The sequence below is a fragment of the Alteriqipengyuania flavescens genome, from assembly GCF_030406725.1.
GTDB classification, from domain to species: Bacteria; Pseudomonadota; Alphaproteobacteria; order Sphingomonadales; family Sphingomonadaceae; genus Alteriqipengyuania_B; species Alteriqipengyuania_B flavescens.
Genome location: NZ_CP129107.1, coordinates 968,916 through 984,533, shown reverse-complemented (window position 1 = coordinate 984,533; position 15,618 = coordinate 968,916). Strand labels below are relative to the sequence as shown.

General features: G+C 66.1%; 20 protein-coding genes. 9 read left to right on the top strand and 11 right to left on the bottom strand.

The features are described 5' to 3' along the window. Positions 1 to 9 precede the first annotated feature (9 nt). A complete protein-coding gene (locus QQW98_RS05175) occupies positions 10 to 273 on the bottom strand; it encodes a hypothetical protein (protein ID WP_290136870.1) in 264 nt (87 codons plus the stop codon). 213 nt (positions 274 to 486) lie between these two features. On the opposite strand from QQW98_RS05175, the gene QQW98_RS05170 reads away from it, so the two are divergent. Then, positions 487 to 798 carry a UrcA family protein gene (locus tag QQW98_RS05170; protein WP_290136471.1) on the top strand — a complete coding sequence of 104 codons (312 nt, stop codon included), beginning with the start codon at positions 487 to 489 and terminating at the stop codon, positions 796 to 798. 80 nt (positions 799 to 878) lie between these two features. On the opposite strand, the gene QQW98_RS05165 is transcribed toward QQW98_RS05170, so the two are convergent. The 3 genes from QQW98_RS05165 to QQW98_RS05155 form a co-directional block, all read right to left on the bottom strand. Next, positions 879 to 1,619 carry a LytR/AlgR family response regulator transcription factor gene (locus tag QQW98_RS05165; RefSeq protein ID WP_290136470.1) on the bottom strand — a complete coding sequence of 247 codons (741 nt, stop codon included), beginning with the start codon at positions 1,617 to 1,619 and terminating at the stop codon, positions 879 to 881. Next, on the bottom strand, positions 1,612 to 2,859 hold the full coding sequence (locus tag QQW98_RS05160) for a sensor histidine kinase (RefSeq protein WP_290137080.1): 1,248 nt from the start codon (positions 2,857 to 2,859) through the stop codon (positions 1,612 to 1,614). Before QQW98_RS05160 ends, QQW98_RS05165 begins: the two co-directional genes overlap by 8 nt. A 79-nt stretch (positions 2,860 to 2,938) precedes the next feature. Then, positions 2,939 to 4,456 carry a fumarate hydratase gene (locus QQW98_RS05155; RefSeq protein ID WP_290136869.1) on the bottom strand — a complete coding sequence of 506 codons (1,518 nt, stop codon included), beginning with the start codon at positions 4,454 to 4,456 and terminating at the stop codon, positions 2,939 to 2,941. Between the two features lie 206 nt (positions 4,457 to 4,662). Between QQW98_RS05155 and QQW98_RS05150 the strand changes: the two genes are divergently transcribed. The 5 genes from QQW98_RS05150 (at position 4,663) to QQW98_RS05130 (ending at position 9,832) form a co-directional block, all read left to right on the top strand. Next, positions 4,663 to 5,271: a protein-L-isoaspartate O-methyltransferase family protein gene (locus QQW98_RS05150; RefSeq protein ID WP_290136468.1), complete on the top strand. Its 609-nt coding sequence runs from the start codon at positions 4,663 to 4,665 to the stop codon at positions 5,269 to 5,271. A 1-nt stretch (position 5,272) separates the two neighbouring features. Beyond that, positions 5,273 to 6,721: a TolC family outer membrane protein gene (locus tag QQW98_RS05145; RefSeq protein WP_290136467.1), complete on the top strand. Its 1,449-nt coding sequence runs from the start codon at positions 5,273 to 5,275 to the stop codon at positions 6,719 to 6,721. A gap of 51 nt (positions 6,722 to 6,772) precedes the next feature. Then, entirely contained in the window at positions 6,773 to 7,231 is a 459-nt protein-coding gene (locus QQW98_RS05140; RefSeq protein ID WP_290136466.1) for a DUF2497 domain-containing protein, read from the top strand. A 74-nt stretch (positions 7,232 to 7,305) separates the two neighbouring features. After that, positions 7,306 to 9,411, top strand: coding sequence for an alpha/beta hydrolase family protein (locus QQW98_RS05135; RefSeq protein WP_290136465.1), 2,106 nt, complete (start codon positions 7,306 to 7,308; stop codon positions 9,409 to 9,411). Between the two features lie 10 nt (positions 9,412 to 9,421). Next, a complete protein-coding gene (locus QQW98_RS05130) occupies positions 9,422 to 9,832 on the top strand; it encodes a (2Fe-2S) ferredoxin domain-containing protein (protein ID WP_290136464.1) in 411 nt (136 codons plus the stop codon). Between the two features lie 4 nt (positions 9,833 to 9,836). On the opposite strand, the gene QQW98_RS05125 is transcribed toward QQW98_RS05130, so the two are convergent. Then, positions 9,837 to 10,172: a hypothetical protein gene (locus tag QQW98_RS05125; protein WP_290136463.1), complete on the bottom strand. Its 336-nt coding sequence runs from the start codon at positions 10,170 to 10,172 to the stop codon at positions 9,837 to 9,839. Positions 10,173 to 10,297: 125 nt separating this feature from the next. Between QQW98_RS05125 and QQW98_RS05120 the strand changes: the two genes are divergently transcribed. From QQW98_RS05120 to xth, 3 genes are read left to right on the top strand one after another with little or no spacing between them, the layout of a single operon-like run. Then, the gene (locus QQW98_RS05120) at positions 10,298 to 10,726 is read left to right on the top strand and encodes a CBS domain-containing protein (RefSeq protein WP_290136462.1); all 429 of its coding nucleotides are present in this window, start codon (positions 10,298 to 10,300) and stop codon (positions 10,724 to 10,726) included. A gap of 31 nt (positions 10,727 to 10,757) precedes the next feature. Beyond that, positions 10,758 to 11,093 carry an iron-sulfur cluster insertion protein ErpA gene (gene erpA / locus QQW98_RS05115; RefSeq protein ID WP_290136461.1) on the top strand — a complete coding sequence of 112 codons (336 nt, stop codon included), beginning with the start codon at positions 10,758 to 10,760 and terminating at the stop codon, positions 11,091 to 11,093. Positions 11,094 to 11,101: 8 nt separating this feature from the next. Then, positions 11,102 to 11,887: an exodeoxyribonuclease III gene (xth, locus tag QQW98_RS05110; RefSeq protein ID WP_290136460.1), complete on the top strand. Its 786-nt coding sequence runs from the start codon at positions 11,102 to 11,104 to the stop codon at positions 11,885 to 11,887. A gap of 61 nt (positions 11,888 to 11,948) precedes the next feature. Here the strand turns inward: xth and QQW98_RS05105 are convergent, their stop codons facing one another. From QQW98_RS05105 to dnaQ, 6 genes are all read right to left on the bottom strand, one after another. After that, positions 11,949 to 12,644 carry a cell wall hydrolase gene (locus QQW98_RS05105; protein WP_290136459.1) on the bottom strand — a complete coding sequence of 232 codons (696 nt, stop codon included), beginning with the start codon at positions 12,642 to 12,644 and terminating at the stop codon, positions 11,949 to 11,951. Between the two features lie 208 nt (positions 12,645 to 12,852). Then, positions 12,853 to 13,203 carry a DUF1491 family protein gene (locus QQW98_RS05100; protein WP_290136458.1) on the bottom strand — a complete coding sequence of 117 codons (351 nt, stop codon included), beginning with the start codon at positions 13,201 to 13,203 and terminating at the stop codon, positions 12,853 to 12,855. Between the two features lie 10 nt (positions 13,204 to 13,213). Continuing rightward, the gene (locus tag QQW98_RS05095; RefSeq protein WP_290136457.1) at positions 13,214 to 13,690 is read right to left on the bottom strand and encodes a PaaI family thioesterase; all 477 of its coding nucleotides are present in this window, start codon (positions 13,688 to 13,690) and stop codon (positions 13,214 to 13,216) included. Next, a complete protein-coding gene (locus QQW98_RS05090; protein ID WP_290136456.1) occupies positions 13,680 to 14,150 on the bottom strand; it encodes a PTS sugar transporter subunit IIA in 471 nt (156 codons plus the stop codon). Before QQW98_RS05090 ends, QQW98_RS05095 begins: the two co-directional genes overlap by 11 nt. Before the next feature lie 117 nt (positions 14,151 to 14,267). Then, complete coding sequence (hpf, locus tag QQW98_RS05085; RefSeq protein ID WP_290136455.1) at positions 14,268 to 14,843, bottom strand: ribosome hibernation-promoting factor, HPF/YfiA family; 576 nt, start codon at positions 14,841 to 14,843, stop codon at positions 14,268 to 14,270. Between the two features lie 56 nt (positions 14,844 to 14,899). Then, entirely contained in the window at positions 14,900 to 15,589 is a 690-nt protein-coding gene (gene dnaQ, locus QQW98_RS05080) for a DNA polymerase III subunit epsilon (RefSeq protein WP_290136454.1), read from the bottom strand. Positions 15,590 to 15,618 lie beyond the last annotated feature (29 nt).

Sequence of the window (15,618 nt, the reverse complement as noted above, 5' to 3'; positions counted from 1 at the left end):
CGCCCGCGGTCAGATCCGCTGCGACAGCACGAGCCAGGCCGCCACCCCGTTCGCCCCGCTGTAGATGGCGTAAGCCCAGATCACGCCCGGCGAACCGTTCGCCGCAAAGAGCATCGCGGCGAGGAGCACGGCGAACTCGAAGCCGAGCGAAACCATGCCCTTGCCGCCGAACAGGCCGGGGAACTGCGCCACCAGCTCGTGCCCGCTGTCCAGCACGGCGCGGTTGAGCGCGAAGTTGGCGATGCCCAACGCGAAGATGATGGCCACGATCATGCCGCCATCATGCATATTTTTCGTCGCCTGTCATCGGCCGCTGGTGGAGCGGATCGGGGCGTTGGGCGGAAGCGCGGGTCCTTGGTCGATGCGGCGCACGCGGTGATCGAGCAACAAAAGCCAAGTGGCGCCCCGTTGTCTAGGAACATTCCTGCGCCGCGGCTCTCCCAGGCCCTTCTTGCCGCGGCGCACCCTGAAACGAGGAGACGACCAATGAAAACTATCGCCCTCTTTGCCGCAGCAGCCGGCATCACCCTCTCCCTGGCAGCCCCCGCGACCGCGGGCACCCGCTCCATCGAGCGCACCGTGCACGTGGACACGTCGGATCTCGACCTGTCGCAGGCGAAGGATCGCGCGAAGCTGGAGCAGCGCGTCGACATCGCGGCGCGCAGCGCATGCGGCTTCGGCCAGACAAGCATGCGGCAGATCGACCAAGCCGCGGCGCGCGCCTGTTACGAGGGGGCCAAGGCAAAGGCGCAGCTGCGCATCGCCGCGATCGAGCAGGAGCTTGCCAAGGGCGGCTGAGCCCGCCCGGCCCTATCCTGTCCCAAGCAAAAAGGCGCCCCGCAGCGGGCGCCTTTTCCTTCCGCCAAGCGGTGGGCGCGTCAGCGACCGGCCATCGACTTGACCCTGGCAAGATAGGTCCGCCCGATGCGGATCGGCTCGCAGTGGTCCATTTCCGCACACCACACGCCCATGCCCTCGTGCCGCAGGCCGGTGATTTCGCCGCGCTTGAGGATGGTGGAGCGGTGGACGCGGATGAATTCGTCGGGATCGAGCTTCGCTTCCAGCCCGGCGATGGTCTGCAGCATCAGGAAACTGTGGTCGCCGACATGCAGGCGGACGTAATCGCGCTCCGCGTCGATCCGCCAGACGTCGGCGGTGGGGATCCGTTTGAGTTCCGAGCGATGCGGCACCCAGAATTCGCGTAGCCAGCTTTCGCCGCCGCCCGCCCCGCTCCGCCGCCGGTCGAGGGCGCGGCCGATGGCGCGTTGCAGCCGCTCCGCCGTGACCGGCTTCAGGACATAGTCGATGGCTTCCAGGTCGAAGGCCTCGACCGCGAAATTGTCGTGCGCGGTGACGAAGATGACCGCCGGTGAATTCTCCAGCTTGCCGAGCGCGGCGGCGACCGTCAGCCCGTCCATTTCGGGCATCGTCATGTCGAGCAGGACGAGATCGGGCTTCAGCGCCTCGACCAGCCGCAGGGCGGACGCGCCGTCGCTGGCGGTGCCCTTGACCTCGATATGGTCGATCCCGGCGCAGATGACCTGCAGCCGCTCCACCGCCAACGGCTCGTCGTCGACGATCAGCGTGGTCAGGGTCCGAATGGTCGTATCGTCAGACATCGGTATTCACCGGGATCCGCAAGTGGGTGGCGTAGCCATCGCCCGTCACGCCGGAGACGATGTGTGCTTCCTCCCCGAAACGGGCGTGGAGGCGCTGGCGGACGTTGGCGAGGCCGATGCCGGTGCCGTGGGCTTCGCCCGCGCCGTCTTTCAGCCCGGGGCCGTTATCGGTCACGCTGACAACCAGCCGGCCGTATTCCTGCCGCGCCGAAATGGTGATTGTGACCGGCCCCGTGCTGCGCGCCACGCCGTATTTGACCGAGTTTTCGACCAGAGGCTGCAGGATCATGCCGGGCACGCGCAGGTCGAGCAATTCTTCCGGCACGTCGATCGCCGTGCGCAGGCGCTTGGGAAATCGCATTTCCTCGATCTCGAGATAGAGCCTCTGCAGCGCGATCTCCTCTTCGAGCGTAACGTCCGCGGTCGGCGCATCGTTCAGGCTCTGGCGGTAGAATTCGGCAAGCGTCTGCAGCATCGCCTCGGCCCGGTCGTTCTTGCCCGTCAGGATCAGGCTGGAGAGCGAATTCAATGTATTGAACAGGAAATGCGGGTTCACCTGGTAGCGCAGCGATCGCAGCTCTGCCGCGCGGGCGGCGGCGCGGAATTCCGCCTCGCGCCGCTCCGCCATCCGGGCCCGCTCGCCCGCCAGCATCGCGAAATAGAGCGCGCACCAGGCGAGCATAACGAAATAATGGCCGAGCCCGGTGTCGATCAGCTGCTGCCAGCGGCTGCCGGCAAAGCGCGATTTGGCAGGGGGCGCGGTGTTGTCGGCCTGGTCGCTGCCAGCGCTGGCGCGAATGGCCGCCGTGTCGAGTTCGAGCTGGCCTTCCTCGTTCCGGCGCAGCGGCACGTTCTCGGCCTCGGCCCGCTCGGTAATGATGCGCTCGTTGATCGGAGTGAACAGCGTGACGCTCGCCTGCGCGAGGCACAGCGCGACCGGCAGGGCGACCACCACCGCGACTCCCACGCGCACCGGCAGGCGGAAGCGGTCAAACAGGCGGATGATGACCCACAGGCCCAGCGTCAGCGCCACCGCGATGGCGAACAGCTGCAGCCGCAGGAAGACCAATTCGCCCTGGTATTCAAAATCGAGCAGGATCGCGCGGATCGTGATGAAGGCGAAATTGAGGAACCACAGGATCGCGATCGAGCCGATCACCACCCGGAAGGGCACGCTCGGCGACTGGTCGCTCGCGGGAGGCGCGGCCTCTTCGGCACGGATCTGTGTCATCACGTTCATCTCGCGCTCATGTGCCAAATCGGCGGAAAGCGCGCCAGTCCCGCCGTCGAGCGGGCAAAGGCGTTGATCGAAAGCCGGCTCAGCCCTTTTCGAGCAGTTTTTCCTTCGCGATCCGGTCCTTCCAATGCGCCGGGGCGAGCGTGTGAACATTGTTGCCGCGGCTGTCGACGGCGACCGTCACGGGCATGTTCTCGACCGTGAATTCGTAAATCGCTTCCATGCCGAGTTCCTCGAAAGCGACCACCCGCGCCTCCTTGATTGCCCGGCTGACGAGATAGGCCGCACCGCCGGTCGCCATCAGGTATGCGACCTTGAAGCGGCTGATCACTTCGACCGCGTTGTGCCCGCGCTCCGCCTTGCCGATCATGGCGAGAAGGCCGAGGTCGAGCATCATTTCGGTGAACTTGTCCATCCGGGTGGCCGTGGTCGGGCCGGCGGGGCCCACGACTTCGCCCATGACCGGATCGACCGGGCCGACGTAGTAGATCGCGCGGCCCCGGAAATCGACGGGCAGTTCCTCGCCCTTGTCGATCATGTCCTGGATGCGCTTGTGCGCGGCATCGCGCCCGGTCAGCATCTTGCCGGAAAGCAGCAGGCGGTCGCCGTTCTCCCAGCTTTCCACCTCTGCCGGTGTCAGATTGTCGAGATCGACGCGCTTCGCCTCCGCATCGGGCTGCCAGTTGACCTTGGGCCACGCGTCGAGGTCAGGCTTTTCGAGATAGCTCGGCCCGCTGCCGTCGAGCGTGAAATGCGCGTGGCGGGTGGCGGCGCAATTGGGGATCATCGCCACCGGCTTGCCCGCGGCGTGGCACGGCCAGTCGAGGATCTTCACGTCGAGCACGGTCGAAAGCCCGCCCAGCCCCTGCGCCCCGATGCCCTGCGCGTTCACCGCATCGAAAATGTCGATCCGCAGCTGCTCGATATCGCTTTTCGCCCCGCGCGCCTTCAGCTGCCCCATGTCGATCGGTTCCATCAGGCTCTGCTTGGCGAGCTTCATGCAGTGTTCCGCGGTGCCGCCGATGCCGATGCCGAGCATGCCCGGGGGGCACCAACCGGCGCCCATGCTGGGGAGCTGTTCGACCACCCAGTCCACGATATTGTCGCTGGGGTTCATCATCTTGAACTTGGACTTGTTCTCGCTGCCCCCGCCCTTGGCGGCGACATCGATGCTCACGGTGTTGCCCGGCACCATTTCGACCGACAACACGCAAGGGGTGTTGTCGCGCGTGTTGCGGCGCGTGAAGGCCGGGTCGGCAAGGATGCTGGCGCGCAGCTTGTTGTCCGGATGGTTGTAGGCGCGGCGCACGCCTTCGTCCGCAACCTCCTGCAGGCTGCGCGAGGCGTCGAGACGGCAGTCCTGCCCCCACTTCACCATCACGTTGACGATGCCGGTGTCCTGGCAGATCGGCCGGTGGCCTTCGGCACACATGCGGCTGTTGGTGAGGATCTGCGCGATCGCATCCTTGGCCGCCGGACCCTGCTCCGCCTCGTACGCCTCGCCCAGCGCGCGGATGTAGTCCATCGGGTGGTAGTAGCTGATGAACTGCAGCGCATCGGCGATGCTGTCGATCAGGTCGTCCTCGCGGATGGTCACCATCGCGGCAGGGGATTCGGTCGCGTCGTTCATCGGTCCACCTTGGCTTTGCGCAGAAAGAGGGTTCCTCTAGTCCTTGTGTACCCCTCTGGTCAAAGCGCTTGGAAGCAACCGGCCTTGTCTCTATTGCAAGACCTGTTGCCAAGGCGTATTATGGTGATAATACAGTGCGCCGATGGTCCGATGGACGGCCATGAAAAGGAATGCGAATGACAACCGTCGCCGAAGACGCCGGGACAGCCGCCGGAACAGGGACTGCTCGCCGCGCCATGATCGACAGCCAGCTGCGCACCAGCGGGGTCACCACCCCGCGTGTCGTGCGCGCGATGGAAGCGGTCCGGCGCGAGGATTACCTGCCCGCCGAAAAGCGCGGCCATGCCTATATCGACCGCGCCATCCCGCTGGCCGATGGCGGCGCGCTGGCGGCTCCCGTAGTGCAGGGCAAGATGCTGGAGGAAGCCATGCCGCAGGCGGGTGAAAAGGTGCTCGTGCTGGAAAACGGCAGCGGCTATCTTGCCGCGCTGGTCGCCGAAATGGGCGCCGAGGTGACGAGCGAGGCGGCCGCATCCGCCGCGACTTCGAAGAAGAAGGGCGATTTCGACCTCATCCTGGTGGACGGCGCGGCCGAACAGCTGCCGCCTGCCATCGCCAAACGGCTCGGCCCGGATGGGCGCATCGTGACCGGGATCGTCGAGAAGGGCGTCACCCGGCTGGCGCGCGGAAAGCTGGCCGGCAAGTCGGTCGCCCTCCTCCCGGTCGGCGATGTCGGGATGCCGGTGATCGCTGCCTTTGCGGCCGAGAAAAGCTGGACGTTCTGACATGGTGAAGGGGGGTTTCGCTCTTTTGTGCGGCGCGGCGCTGGCTGCTGTCCTTGCCGTGCCGGCCTCTGCCGACACGCTGAAGGAAGCGTTGGCGGAGGCTTACCGGAACAACCCCACGCTGGAGAGCGCGCGGGCCCAGCAGCGCGCGCTGGACGAGAACGTGCCGATCGAGCGCGCCGACGGGCTCCCCTCGGTCTCCGGCACTGCAAGCTATTTCGAATTTCTCGAAGGCCAGGGCAACGCCGCGCGTAGCGCGGGTGCCGGCATCGATCTGGGCGTGCCGCTGTACACCGGCGGCGCGGTCCGCCGGTCGGTGCAGGCGGCCGAAACGCGGGTCGAGGCCGGCCGCGCGGATTTGCGCGGCACCGAAAGCTTCCTTTTCACCCAGGTCGTCGGCGCCTACATGGACGTGATCCAGAACGAGGCGATCGTCGGCCTTTCGCAGGCCAACGTGAACGTCCTGCAGGTCAATTTCGAAGCCACGGGCGACCGCTTCGAAATCGGCGACCTGACGCTGACCGACGTGGCGCAGTCCGAATCGCGCCTTGCCCTGTCGCGCAGCGACCTGCGCTCCGCCCAGTCGAACCTTATTAATGCGCGCGAACGCTATATCCAGCTGGTCGGCTCCGAACCCGATGACCTGCAGCCGCCGCCGCCCCTGCCCGGCCTGCCCACCTCCCCCGAGGAAGCGGTGGCCATCGCGCTCGACAACAACCCGGACCTGATCGCCGCAGTGGAACGCGCACGGGCCGCCGGGCTAGACGTCGATATCGCGCGTGCGGGCCGCCTGCCGAGGGTCGAAGGCTTCGTGAACGCAGGCTACGACAACACGCTCGGCTCGGTCGATACGGACGGGCTGCCGGTCGGCGTGGTCGTGACCGACGGTTCCACCACCGTGACCGCGGGCGTGCGCGCCTCGATCCCGATCTTTACCGGGGGGCGCACGGGCGCCTTCATCCGCCAGTCGCAGGCCCGGCGCGAAGCCGCGCTGGAGCAGGTCATCGCCGTGGAGCGCGACATCATCGCGCAGGTCCGCGGCGCCTATGCCAGCTGGGAAGCGGCCAATGCGATCATCGCATCGACGCAGGTCGCGGTCGACGCGGCGGAGCTGAGCCTCGAAGGCGTGCGCGCGGAAAACAGCGTCGGCAACCGCACCGTGCTCGACGTTCTGAACGCGGAACAGGAGCTGCTCCGCAGCCGCGTCCAGCTGGTGACCGCGCGGCGCAACGCCTATGTCGCGGGCTTTTCGCTGCTGGCCGCGATGGGCCGCGCCGAGGCGCGCGACCTGGGGCTGGAGGAATACGGCCCGCTTTACGATCCGGCGCTCAATCTCGAGCGGGTTCGCGGGCAGGTGTGGGACTGGTCGAACGATCCCGATCCGGTCGCCAGCGCCACAAGGACCGTTGACACCGAAGCGCAGGACGGCGAAATCTCCGACCAGCCCTGAGTCATGGTTAACCGCCATCGGGGCAGTGTCGGGGCCAACCGGGGACAAGCCATGCCGCACGAAAGCGAACCGTCGGTCGAGGAAATCCTCGCCTCCATCAAGCAGGTGATCGCGCGCGACAACCGCGACGCGGCGCAGGCGCGCAAGGAACGGCTGGGCGACCGGATGGACGCCGTGCCCGAACCCGTCGATGCGGACGAGGCCGAAGACATCCTCGACCTCTCCGATGCCGGCGAGATGGTGTCCCGCGAAGACGACATCCCCCCGGAAGGCGGCCTGATCGACGAGCAGGTCGAACGCGGCATGCGCGACAGTTTCGCCGCGCTCTCCATGCTCGCCGAACCGGGCGCGAAGCCGCAGATCGTGCGCTCCGGCGAAACCTCGTTGGAAGGGCTGGTGCGCGAGATGCTGCGCCCGATGCTGGCCCAGTGGCTCGACCAGAACCTGCCGCCGATGGTGGAGCGGATGGTGCAGGCCGAAATCGCGCGTATCGCGGGCAAGCGCGGCTGAACTACGCCGCGCAAAGGCGCCCTCCCCCAATCTGTTAGTTTGCCAGCGCGCGCCGCGGTGCTAGTCAGGCGCGCATGAAAACGTTCCTGTCCAGCGCCGCCGTTGCGCTCGCCCTCACCGCCGCCCTCGCCGCTTCCCCCGCCTACGCCGACGACCATGACGACGATCCGCGCCCGATGACGGCTCTGGACCTCGTCACTGCGCCCCGGCTCGGCTCCCCGGTCGTCTCCGCCGACGGAGCCATGCTGTGGACCGTCACCACCACCGACCCGGAAAGCTTCGCCCGCAGCACCGCGATCCATTACGTCCCCACCGGCGGCGACACCGATGCGCCGATGACGCTCAATTTCGCGGGCGACGCCTCCAGCTTCGAATTCGCGCCCGACGGCTCGGTCTATTTCCTCTCCTCGCGCATGGAAGGGCGCAGCCAGCTGTTCCACGCGGTGCTGGGCAGCGATGGCGTGTCTGCCATCCACCAGGTTTCCCGCGTCGATGGCGAAGTGGCGGGCTTCGACCTGTCGGGCGATGGCAGCAAGGTTGTGCTGATGGGCACGTTTTCGCGCGAATGCGCCACTTTCGGCTGCGGCACACCGGCAACCAGCCTGCCCGGCCCCGGCACCGGTCGCCTCTATGACGGCGAGGGCGGCTTCTACCGCCACTGGGACGGCTGGGAGCAATCCGGCATCTACAACCGCGCCTTTGCCTTCCCCATCGCCAACGTCGTGACCGGCGCGGGCACCCCGCTCGACGGGCCGGCGGGCGACGGCGCGCTCGTGGCGAACACGCCGACCATGCCTTTCGGCGGGGGCGAGGATATTGCCTGGGCTGCCGACGGCGGCAGCGTGTTCTTCGCCGGCCGCGTGTCCGACGGCGGGGAGCCCGCCTCTACCAACGTCGACATTTACCGCACGGACCTTGCCACCGGCGCGGTCCGCAACCTGACCGACGCGAACGATGCCACCGACACGATGCCGGCGCCGTCGCCCGACGGGCGCTACCTGGCCTATCTCGCGATGGCGCGGCCCGGTTACGAATCGGACCGGCTGGTGGTGCAGCTGCACGATCTGGCGACCGGCGAGACCCGCGCTCTTACGCAGGATTTCGACCGCAGCTTCCATTCGCTCAACTGGACGCCCGATTCGCGCTGGATCGTGGCGACGGCAGGCGACGTGCTGGACGATCCGGCCTTCCGCATCGATCCGCGCAGCGGCGAAGTCACCCGGCTCGACCTCGTCGAAGGCAACGAGGCGCGCATCGGCGTGGCCGCCATCCTGCCGGGCAACCGCATCGTTTTCACCCGCAATTCGGTCGCCGCGCCGAGCGAGATTTACCTCTCGGACGGCTGGCAGGGCTCCCGTCGCCTGACCGACGTGACTGCGTCCGATTTCGAGGCGCTGGCGCAGGTGGAAACCACCCGCTTCAATTTCGCAGGCGCCGGCGGCGATACCGTTTGGGGCATGATCCACAAGCCGGCATGGGTCGAAGGGCCGCTGCCGGTCGTGCTCTACGTGCACGGCGGGCCGCAGGGCTCTTTCAACGACGGCTGGTCCAGCCGCTGGAACCCGCGCGTGGTGGCGAGCCAGGGCTATGCCGTGGTCTCGATCGATTTCCACGGCTCCACCGGGTACGGCCAGGCCTTCACCGACAGCATCAACCGCGACTGGGGCGGCAAGCCGCTGGAAGACCTGCAGCTCGGCCTTGCCGCCGCCCTGGCGGGCGACAGCCAGCTCGACGGCACCCGCGCCTGCGCCATGGGCGCGTCCTACGGCGGCTACATGATGAACTGGATCGCGGGGAACTGGGCCGACCGGTTCGACTGCCTGGTCCAGCATGACGGCCTGTTCGACATGCGCAGCTTCTATTACACGACGGAAGAGCTGTGGTTTCCCAAATGGGACTTCGGCGGCAGCTATTCGGAGCAGAAGGCGCTATACGAACGCTGGAACCCGGTGAACTATGTCGACAACTGGCAGACGCCGATGCTGGTCATTACCGGCGAGATGGATTTCCGCGTGCCCTATACGCAGGGTTTGGCCAGCTTCACCGCGCTGCAGGAGCGCGGCATCGACAGCCAGTTGCTGGTCTTCCCGGACGAAAACCACTGGGTGTTGAAGCCGAAGAACTCGCTGCAATGGCACAACACGGTGTTCGACTGGCTCGACAAGCACCTGTCGCAGTGAGCCAGCGGTCTTGAGTCATTCCAAGAACGGGGGCATCGCCAAGGCGGAAAAGGCGCTGGCGAAGATCGGTGGCGGCCAGATCGAGCGCCACATCTTCATCTGCGCCATTTCCGACAAGCAGAAATGCTGCAAGCGCGCGGAAGGCGAAGCGGCGTGGAAGTTCCTGAAGAAGCGGATGAAGCAGCTGGGCCTCGCCGGGCCGCGCCGCGATCCCGCGCTCGGCAAGGGGCCGGGCGGCTTCCAGCGAACCAAGGCAGATTGCCTGCAGGTGTGCGAGCAGGGGCCCATCGCGGTCGTCTGGCCCGACGGCATCTGGTACCACAGCTGCGACGAGACCGCGCTCGAGCGGATCCTGCAGGAACATTTCGTCGGCGGCGTGCCGGTGGAGGATTACCGGCTCCGCCCGGCCGTGAAGGAATAGGCGCTCAGTCCTTCTTGCCCCAGTCGCCGTCTAATTCGTCTTCCAGCGGGTCTTCGACCGATTCGTCGTGACCGGTGCCGCTGGAAAGGAACACCAGCCCCATCAGCGCCGATGTCGCCAGCATGGCAAAGCCGATGCCAAGCGCGGTTGCGATGTAGAAATGCACCGAAATCAGCCCATTACTGCGGTAAAGCAGCACGAGTGCGATCACGACGACGCCTATCGTGATTGCCAGCATCAGCCGCATCAGGCGGCGGAACCGCGCCCAGGCGAAGGCGGCATTTTCGGGGCTCTCGAGCGGCGACTTGCGCTTCGGTCGTCTGGGGGTCTTGTCGGGCATGGCTGCACAGATGGCGGTTCTGCGCGCGGTTTTCTAGCCCCGCCGTTACTCGAAGCCGGGGCCAATCTGGCAAAGCGCACCGATTTCTGGCATGCTCCTGTCACCCGGAAGTGAGGAGGCAGCCCATGAAGATTTCGCAATTGCTCGGCCAGATGGAGCGCGAAGTCATCGGCTGTTCGACCGGGGAGACCATGGCCGAAGCCGCAATGATCCTCGCCGACAAGCGGATCGGAGCCATGCCCGTGTTCGATTCGGGGCAGGTGGTCGGCATCGTGTCCGAACGCGACATCCTCTACGGCATCGCCAACGAAGGCGCGGCGATCCTGCAGAAGACGGTCGGCGAATGCATGACGTCGCCGCCCATCACCGTCGATCCCGAAGCAAGCATCAACGAAGCCCTCGGCCTGATGACGCGGCGCCGCATCCGCCATTTGCCGGTGATGCGGGGCACGGAGATGATCGGCTTCCTGTCGATCGGCGACCTCGTCAAGAACCGCATGGACGAGATCGCGGGCGAGGCCGACGCGATGCGCGAATATATCGCCACGGCTTGAGCGCGCGCCCTTCCCTCCCTACATCGTCTCCATGGCCGATACCCAAGCCCCGACCCTGACGGATTCCGCCGCCAAGCGCGTGGCGTGGATCGCGGAGCGGCAGAACAAGCCCGCGATCCTGCGTCTTTCGGTCGAAGGCGGCGGTTGTTCGGGTTTCCAGTACAAGTTCGATCTCGCCGAAGGGCAGGAAGACGGCGACCTCGTCAGCGAAACCGCCGGGGTGAAGCTGGTCGTCGACCCGGTCAGCCTCGATCTCGTTTCCGGCAGCGAGGTCGATTTCGTCGAATCGCTCGGCGGCGCGGCGTTCCGGGTCGAGAACCCGCAAGCGGCGGCCGGCTGCGGCTGCGGCTCCAGCTTCGGTATCTGACGCCCCTCGTGCGCATCGCCAGCTTCAACATCAACGGCATCAAGGCGCGCTTGCCGCGGTTGAAGGAATGGCTGGAGGAAACGCGGCCCGCCGTCGCCTGCCTGCAGGAAATCAAGACGATGGACGAAGGCTTTCCCGCGTCCGAGTTCGAGGAGATCGGCTACAAGGCGATCTGGCACGGGCAGAAGAGCTTCAACGGCGTTGCCATCCTCGCCGACGGCACGGCGCCGGTGGAAACGCAGCGCGGCCTTGGCATCGACGGCCCGAAGGAGGGCGAGGGCGAACAGGCCCGCTATCTCGAAGCGGATGTGAACGGCATTCGCATCTGCAACCTCTACCTGCCCAACGGCAATCCGCAGCCCGGGCCGAAATTCGACTACAAGCTTGCATGGATGGAGCGGCTGCGCGCCCGCATGGCGGAGCTTTCCGCGCGCGAGAAGCCGACCGTCGTGCTCGGCGATTTCAACGTCATTCCGCGCGACAGCGATGTCTGGTCGGTCAAGGCCATGCAGGACGATGCGCTGATGCAACCCGAATCGCGCGATGCCTTCTTCCGCATGCTCGGCGACGGGTGGACGGACGCCATCGGCAGCCTGAACCCGCGCGGCGGCGTGTGGACCTATTGGGATTACCAGGCCGGCGCGTGGCAGCGGGATCACGGCTTTCGGATCGACCACCTGCTCCTTTCGCCCGAAGCCGCCGACCGGATGGTAGCCGCCGGGGTCGACAAGGAATATCGCGGGCGCGAGAAAGCGAGCGATCACACGCCGGTCTGGGTCGAACTGACCGACTGATGCATGAAAAACCCCCGCCCGGGCGAACCGGTCGGGGGCTGCATTGGAATTGCGCTGAAGCTCAGCGGTAGAAGATGTGGTTGTTCACTTGCGCCACGCGGGTCAGGCGCCAGCGCGGATTGACGTAGACCGCATGGAAGAACGTCGCGCCCTTCGCCGGGCTGTCCCACAAATCCTGGTGCGCGACGCGGGCGATTGCCTTGGCGTCGCGCCAGGCCTTGCTCGACGTGTTGATCGCGGGGATCGCCCCGCCGCGCACGAAGGAGAACTGCGAACGCTGCAGCACCACGCCGCAATAGCTGTCGGGCCAGCGGCTCGATTCGGTACGGTTGACGATGACGCGGCCCACGGCCAGCTGGCCGGCGAGCGGTTCGCCCTTGGATTCGAAATAAATCGCGCCAGCAAGGCAGTGCATGTCGCGCGAAAGCTCGCCCGAGGTGTCCATACCGGCCACTAGTTCACGCAGCGAGGCGGCCTGCGCCGGCGTCGCGTTGGCGGCCGCATCGGCAGCGACCTGCTCGGGATCGAGGGGCTGGACCACCGGCTCGGACACAAAAACGATGTCGCTTTCGTTCGTTTGCGCCTCGGTGGCCGGATCGGCGGCTGCGCCTTCAACAGGGGCCGCCGTGGAAACAGTGGTTTCGCTTGCTTCGGTCGCCGCATCCTGGGCGAGGGCGCCGGGGCCTTCGGCCCCTGCAAGCGTGGCAAAAATCGTGGTCGCCACCCCGAGGGTGACGGCGCGCTTCATGAACTTCATTTTCCAGAATACTTAGGGCGGTGGTCGGACCTGCGCAGGCTGACGGTTACCGGCCGCATCCCATTCGCGGCTTATATTATGGGTTCCGTCGTTCTTCGGCCTGCCGGCCGGCCCCCGTCTGCGTGCTAATGCTGCTCACCGAATTGTGAGCGCGCACCGCCTGCGCATCCAAGTTGCGGGTGGCCAAGTAGCGGCCTTTCCCCAAACGTCAACTTTCGGTTCCCGTAATTCCGACGAACCGTTCACCATTGTCGATATCCAGTTCCAGGACCCAGCAATCGGGATCCGATTTAGCCCTGCGCTGCCAGTATTCGGAAAATTCCAGAGGTTTTTCAAAGCCTTCCGATTTGGTCAGGGTCCATTTGCGGCCGCCGTCCAGATCAGGCATCCGTTCATAAAGTCTCCCGTTACGGCCGTTCTCGCAACAAATGACAAGGATTGTACCGGCGTCGCGTTCACCTTTGGAAAGCACGCTCGCAAAACCGCCTTCAGCCTGGACCGCGCGGATTAATCCCGAGATTTCGACGTGGGCGGGCAGGCGCGCTTCTCCGTCGTTCATCCGATTCGCCTCAACGGGCGGGGCCATAGCCGGGCAGGCCCGACAGCGGGATCCGGCTGCGCATGAAAGTGCCGGTACCGCGCCCGATTTCCTCGCCATCGGCATCGACCAGCCGCGATTCCGCCACCAGCACGCGCCGCTTGCCGCTCACCCAGCGCCCTTCTGCGGTCACCAGTCCTTCGCGCACCGGCTTGGTGAAATGGAGGTTGAAACCGGTGGTCAGCAGGAAGCGGTCGCTCACCAGCGTGTTCGCGGCATAGAACGCCGCATCGTCGAGCATCTTGAAATAGATCGTCCCGTGGGCCGCGCCGGCGGCGTGGTAGACCTTGTCGGTCACTTCGAAAGTGATCCGAGCCTCGCCCTGTCGCTCGATTTCCAGCCGGGAGGCGAAAAGTTCGTTGATCGCGGCAGATGCGTAAAGGCCTTCGAGCGCGCGCCAGTGGCTCGCCGCGCCTGCGGCAAGGGCGGGATCGCCTTCAGGCGGCATCGCGCTCCCCGGCATCGGTCATCACGCCGCGCAGCGTATCGCTGGTTTCGGCCGCCAGCAACCGCTCCAGCAGCGCATCGTCCCTGAGCATGCGGGACATGGCGGCGAGGGCATGGAGGTGCGTGGCGCCCGCATCGGTGGGCGAAAGCAGGGCGAAGACCAGTTCCACCTTCATCGCATCGGCGGCGGCAAAGTCGATCGGCTCCGGCAGGCGGACCAGGGCGGCGACCGGGCGCTTCAGCCCGGCGTAGCGCGCGTGCGGCATGGCGATCCCGCGCCCGAAGCCGGTGCTGCCCAGCCTCTCCCGCTCTTCCAGCCCTTCGAGCACGGTAGCGGAATCGAGCTCGTAAACCTCGGCAAAACATGTCGAGAGCAGGCCCAGGATATCGGATTTGGTCGCAATCGACCCGTCGGCGGCCAAACGGATCGCCTTGGGGTCGAGCAGGAAATTGGCAGGCATCGCGTAAACTTCGTCGTATTCGATCGTTCCGCAGCGAGGGGCGGGCCACGAAGCGGGCCCGCAAGCGCTGCACCTTTCGGTGGGGTCCGGCCTCGCTCTCCCAGCAAGGCCGCGGCGTCAGGACGGTTCGACCCAGCCGATCGATCCATCGCGGCGGCGGTAGACCATATTGTGCGAGCCGGTGCCAGCATTTTTGAAGAACAGCGCGTCCGTGTCGCGCAGGTCGAGCATCATCACGGCATCCGAGACGCTCGCTTCGGGAATGTCGCAGCGCGTTTCCGCGACGATAGCGGGCGCGTCGGCAATTTCCTCCACCTCGTCCTCGTCACTGTCGTCGCGCGCGGCGAAAACGGTGTAGGCCGCCTCCTCCTCGCGCGCGCTGAACTGGGCACGTTCGTGGTTATCGGTCAGGCGGCGCTTGTAGCGGCGGACCTGCTTGTCGATCTTGGCCGCCGCCTGGTCGAGCGCCTGGTGCGCATCATGCGCTTCGGCATGGGCTTTCAGCACCAGCCCCTGGATCACGTGGGTCACGATATCGCAGGCAAACGCACCGGCGGGCGCCTTGGAGAACGTGACCTGCGCGGAAATGGCCTTGCTGAAGTACTTCTCGACAATGGAGGACAGCCGCTCCTCGGCATGTTCCTGCAGCGCTTCGCCGGTTTCGACCTGGTGGCCTGACACGCGAATTTCCATCGTGGTTCTCCTTCTTCGATGGCCCGGTGGGGACGGGCCGGTGATTGCGTCCGCCGTCAGCTTTGCCAGGCGGGCTTGTCCATCCTGCCGATAAACTCCGCATGGCGGGCAAGTTCCTCGGCGCTGGCGAAATGGGGGCGGGCAGGGCGCACCTCGCGGTCCGCGCGCGGGGTGTAAACGTGGCGCTCGGGGGTGGCAGCGCCGCTCTCTTCCGCGGCAAGCTCCAGCCCGATCTGCCGACCGCCGGTCAGCTCGACATAGACCTGCGCCAGCAGTTCGGCATCGAGCAGCGCGCCGTGCTTCGTCCGGTGGCTGCGGTCGATCCCGTAGCGGGTGCACAGCGCATCGAGCGAGAGTTTCGCGCCGGGGTGCTTCTTGCGCGCGAGCGCCACCGTATCGACCATCCGGTTGAGCGAGACTTCCTCGGTATTGCAGAGGCGCAGTTCGTTGTTGAGGAAGCCGAAATCGAACCCGGCGTTGTGCGCGACAAGCGGGGAATCGCCGATGAAATCGAGCAATTCGCGCGCCTTTGCGGCGAACAGCGGCTTATCGGCCAGGAAGGCATCGCCGAGCCCGTGCACCGCCTCGGCCTCGACCGGCATGGTCCGCTCGGGATTGAAATAGGCGTGGTAGGAATTACCGGTCGCAACCCGGTTGACCATCTCGATACATCCGATCTCGACCATGCGGTCGCCCGTCTTGGGGTCGAGGCCGGTCGTTTCGGTATCGAAGATGATTTCTCGCATCGGTCCTGTCGATATCGGCGCTGCATGGG

Coding starts and splice junctions, on each gene's coding strand:
- dnaQ (WP_290136454.1), bottom strand. CDS start 15,589: ATGCGAGAAATCATCTTCGATACCGAAACGACCGGCCTCGACCCCAAG.
- hpf (WP_290136455.1), bottom strand. CDS start 14,843: ATGGAAATTCGCGTGTCAGGCCACCAGGTCGAAACCGGCGAAGCGCTG.
- QQW98_RS05100 (WP_290136458.1), bottom strand. CDS start 13,203: ATGAACGACGGAGAAGCGCGCCTGCCCGCCCACGTCGAAATCTCGGGA.
- QQW98_RS05090 (WP_290136456.1), bottom strand. CDS start 14,150: ATGCCTGCCAATTTCCTGCTCGACCCCAAGGCGATCCGTTTGGCCGCC.
- QQW98_RS05160 (WP_290137080.1), bottom strand. CDS start 2,859: ATGAACGTGATGACACAGATCCGTGCCGAAGAGGCCGCGCCTCCCGCG.
- QQW98_RS05125 (WP_290136463.1), bottom strand. CDS start 10,172: ATGCCCGACAAGACCCCCAGACGACCGAAGCGCAAGTCGCCGCTCGAG.
- QQW98_RS05170 (WP_290136471.1), top strand. CDS start 487: ATGAAAACTATCGCCCTCTTTGCCGCAGCAGCCGGCATCACCCTCTCC.
- QQW98_RS05175 (WP_290136870.1), bottom strand. CDS start 273: ATGATCGTGGCCATCATCTTCGCGTTGGGCATCGCCAACTTCGCGCTC.
- QQW98_RS05095 (WP_290136457.1), bottom strand. CDS start 13,690: ATGCCGCCTGAAGGCGATCCCGCCCTTGCCGCAGGCGCGGCGAGCCAC.
- erpA (WP_290136461.1), top strand. CDS start 10,758: ATGGCCGATACCCAAGCCCCGACCCTGACGGATTCCGCCGCCAAGCGC.
- QQW98_RS05145 (WP_290136467.1), top strand. CDS start 5,273: ATGGTGAAGGGGGGTTTCGCTCTTTTGTGCGGCGCGGCGCTGGCTGCT.
- QQW98_RS05105 (WP_290136459.1), bottom strand. CDS start 12,644: ATGAAGTTCATGAAGCGCGCCGTCACCCTCGGGGTGGCGACCACGATT.
- QQW98_RS05165 (WP_290136470.1), bottom strand. CDS start 1,619: ATGTCTGACGATACGACCATTCGGACCCTGACCACGCTGATCGTCGAC.
- QQW98_RS05135 (WP_290136465.1), top strand. CDS start 7,306: ATGAAAACGTTCCTGTCCAGCGCCGCCGTTGCGCTCGCCCTCACCGCC.
- QQW98_RS05140 (WP_290136466.1), top strand. CDS start 6,773: ATGCCGCACGAAAGCGAACCGTCGGTCGAGGAAATCCTCGCCTCCATC.
- QQW98_RS05155 (WP_290136869.1), bottom strand. CDS start 4,456: ATGGTGACCATCCGCGAGGACGACCTGATCGACAGCATCGCCGATGCG.
- QQW98_RS05120 (WP_290136462.1), top strand. CDS start 10,298: ATGAAGATTTCGCAATTGCTCGGCCAGATGGAGCGCGAAGTCATCGGC.
- QQW98_RS05150 (WP_290136468.1), top strand. CDS start 4,663: ATGACAACCGTCGCCGAAGACGCCGGGACAGCCGCCGGAACAGGGACT.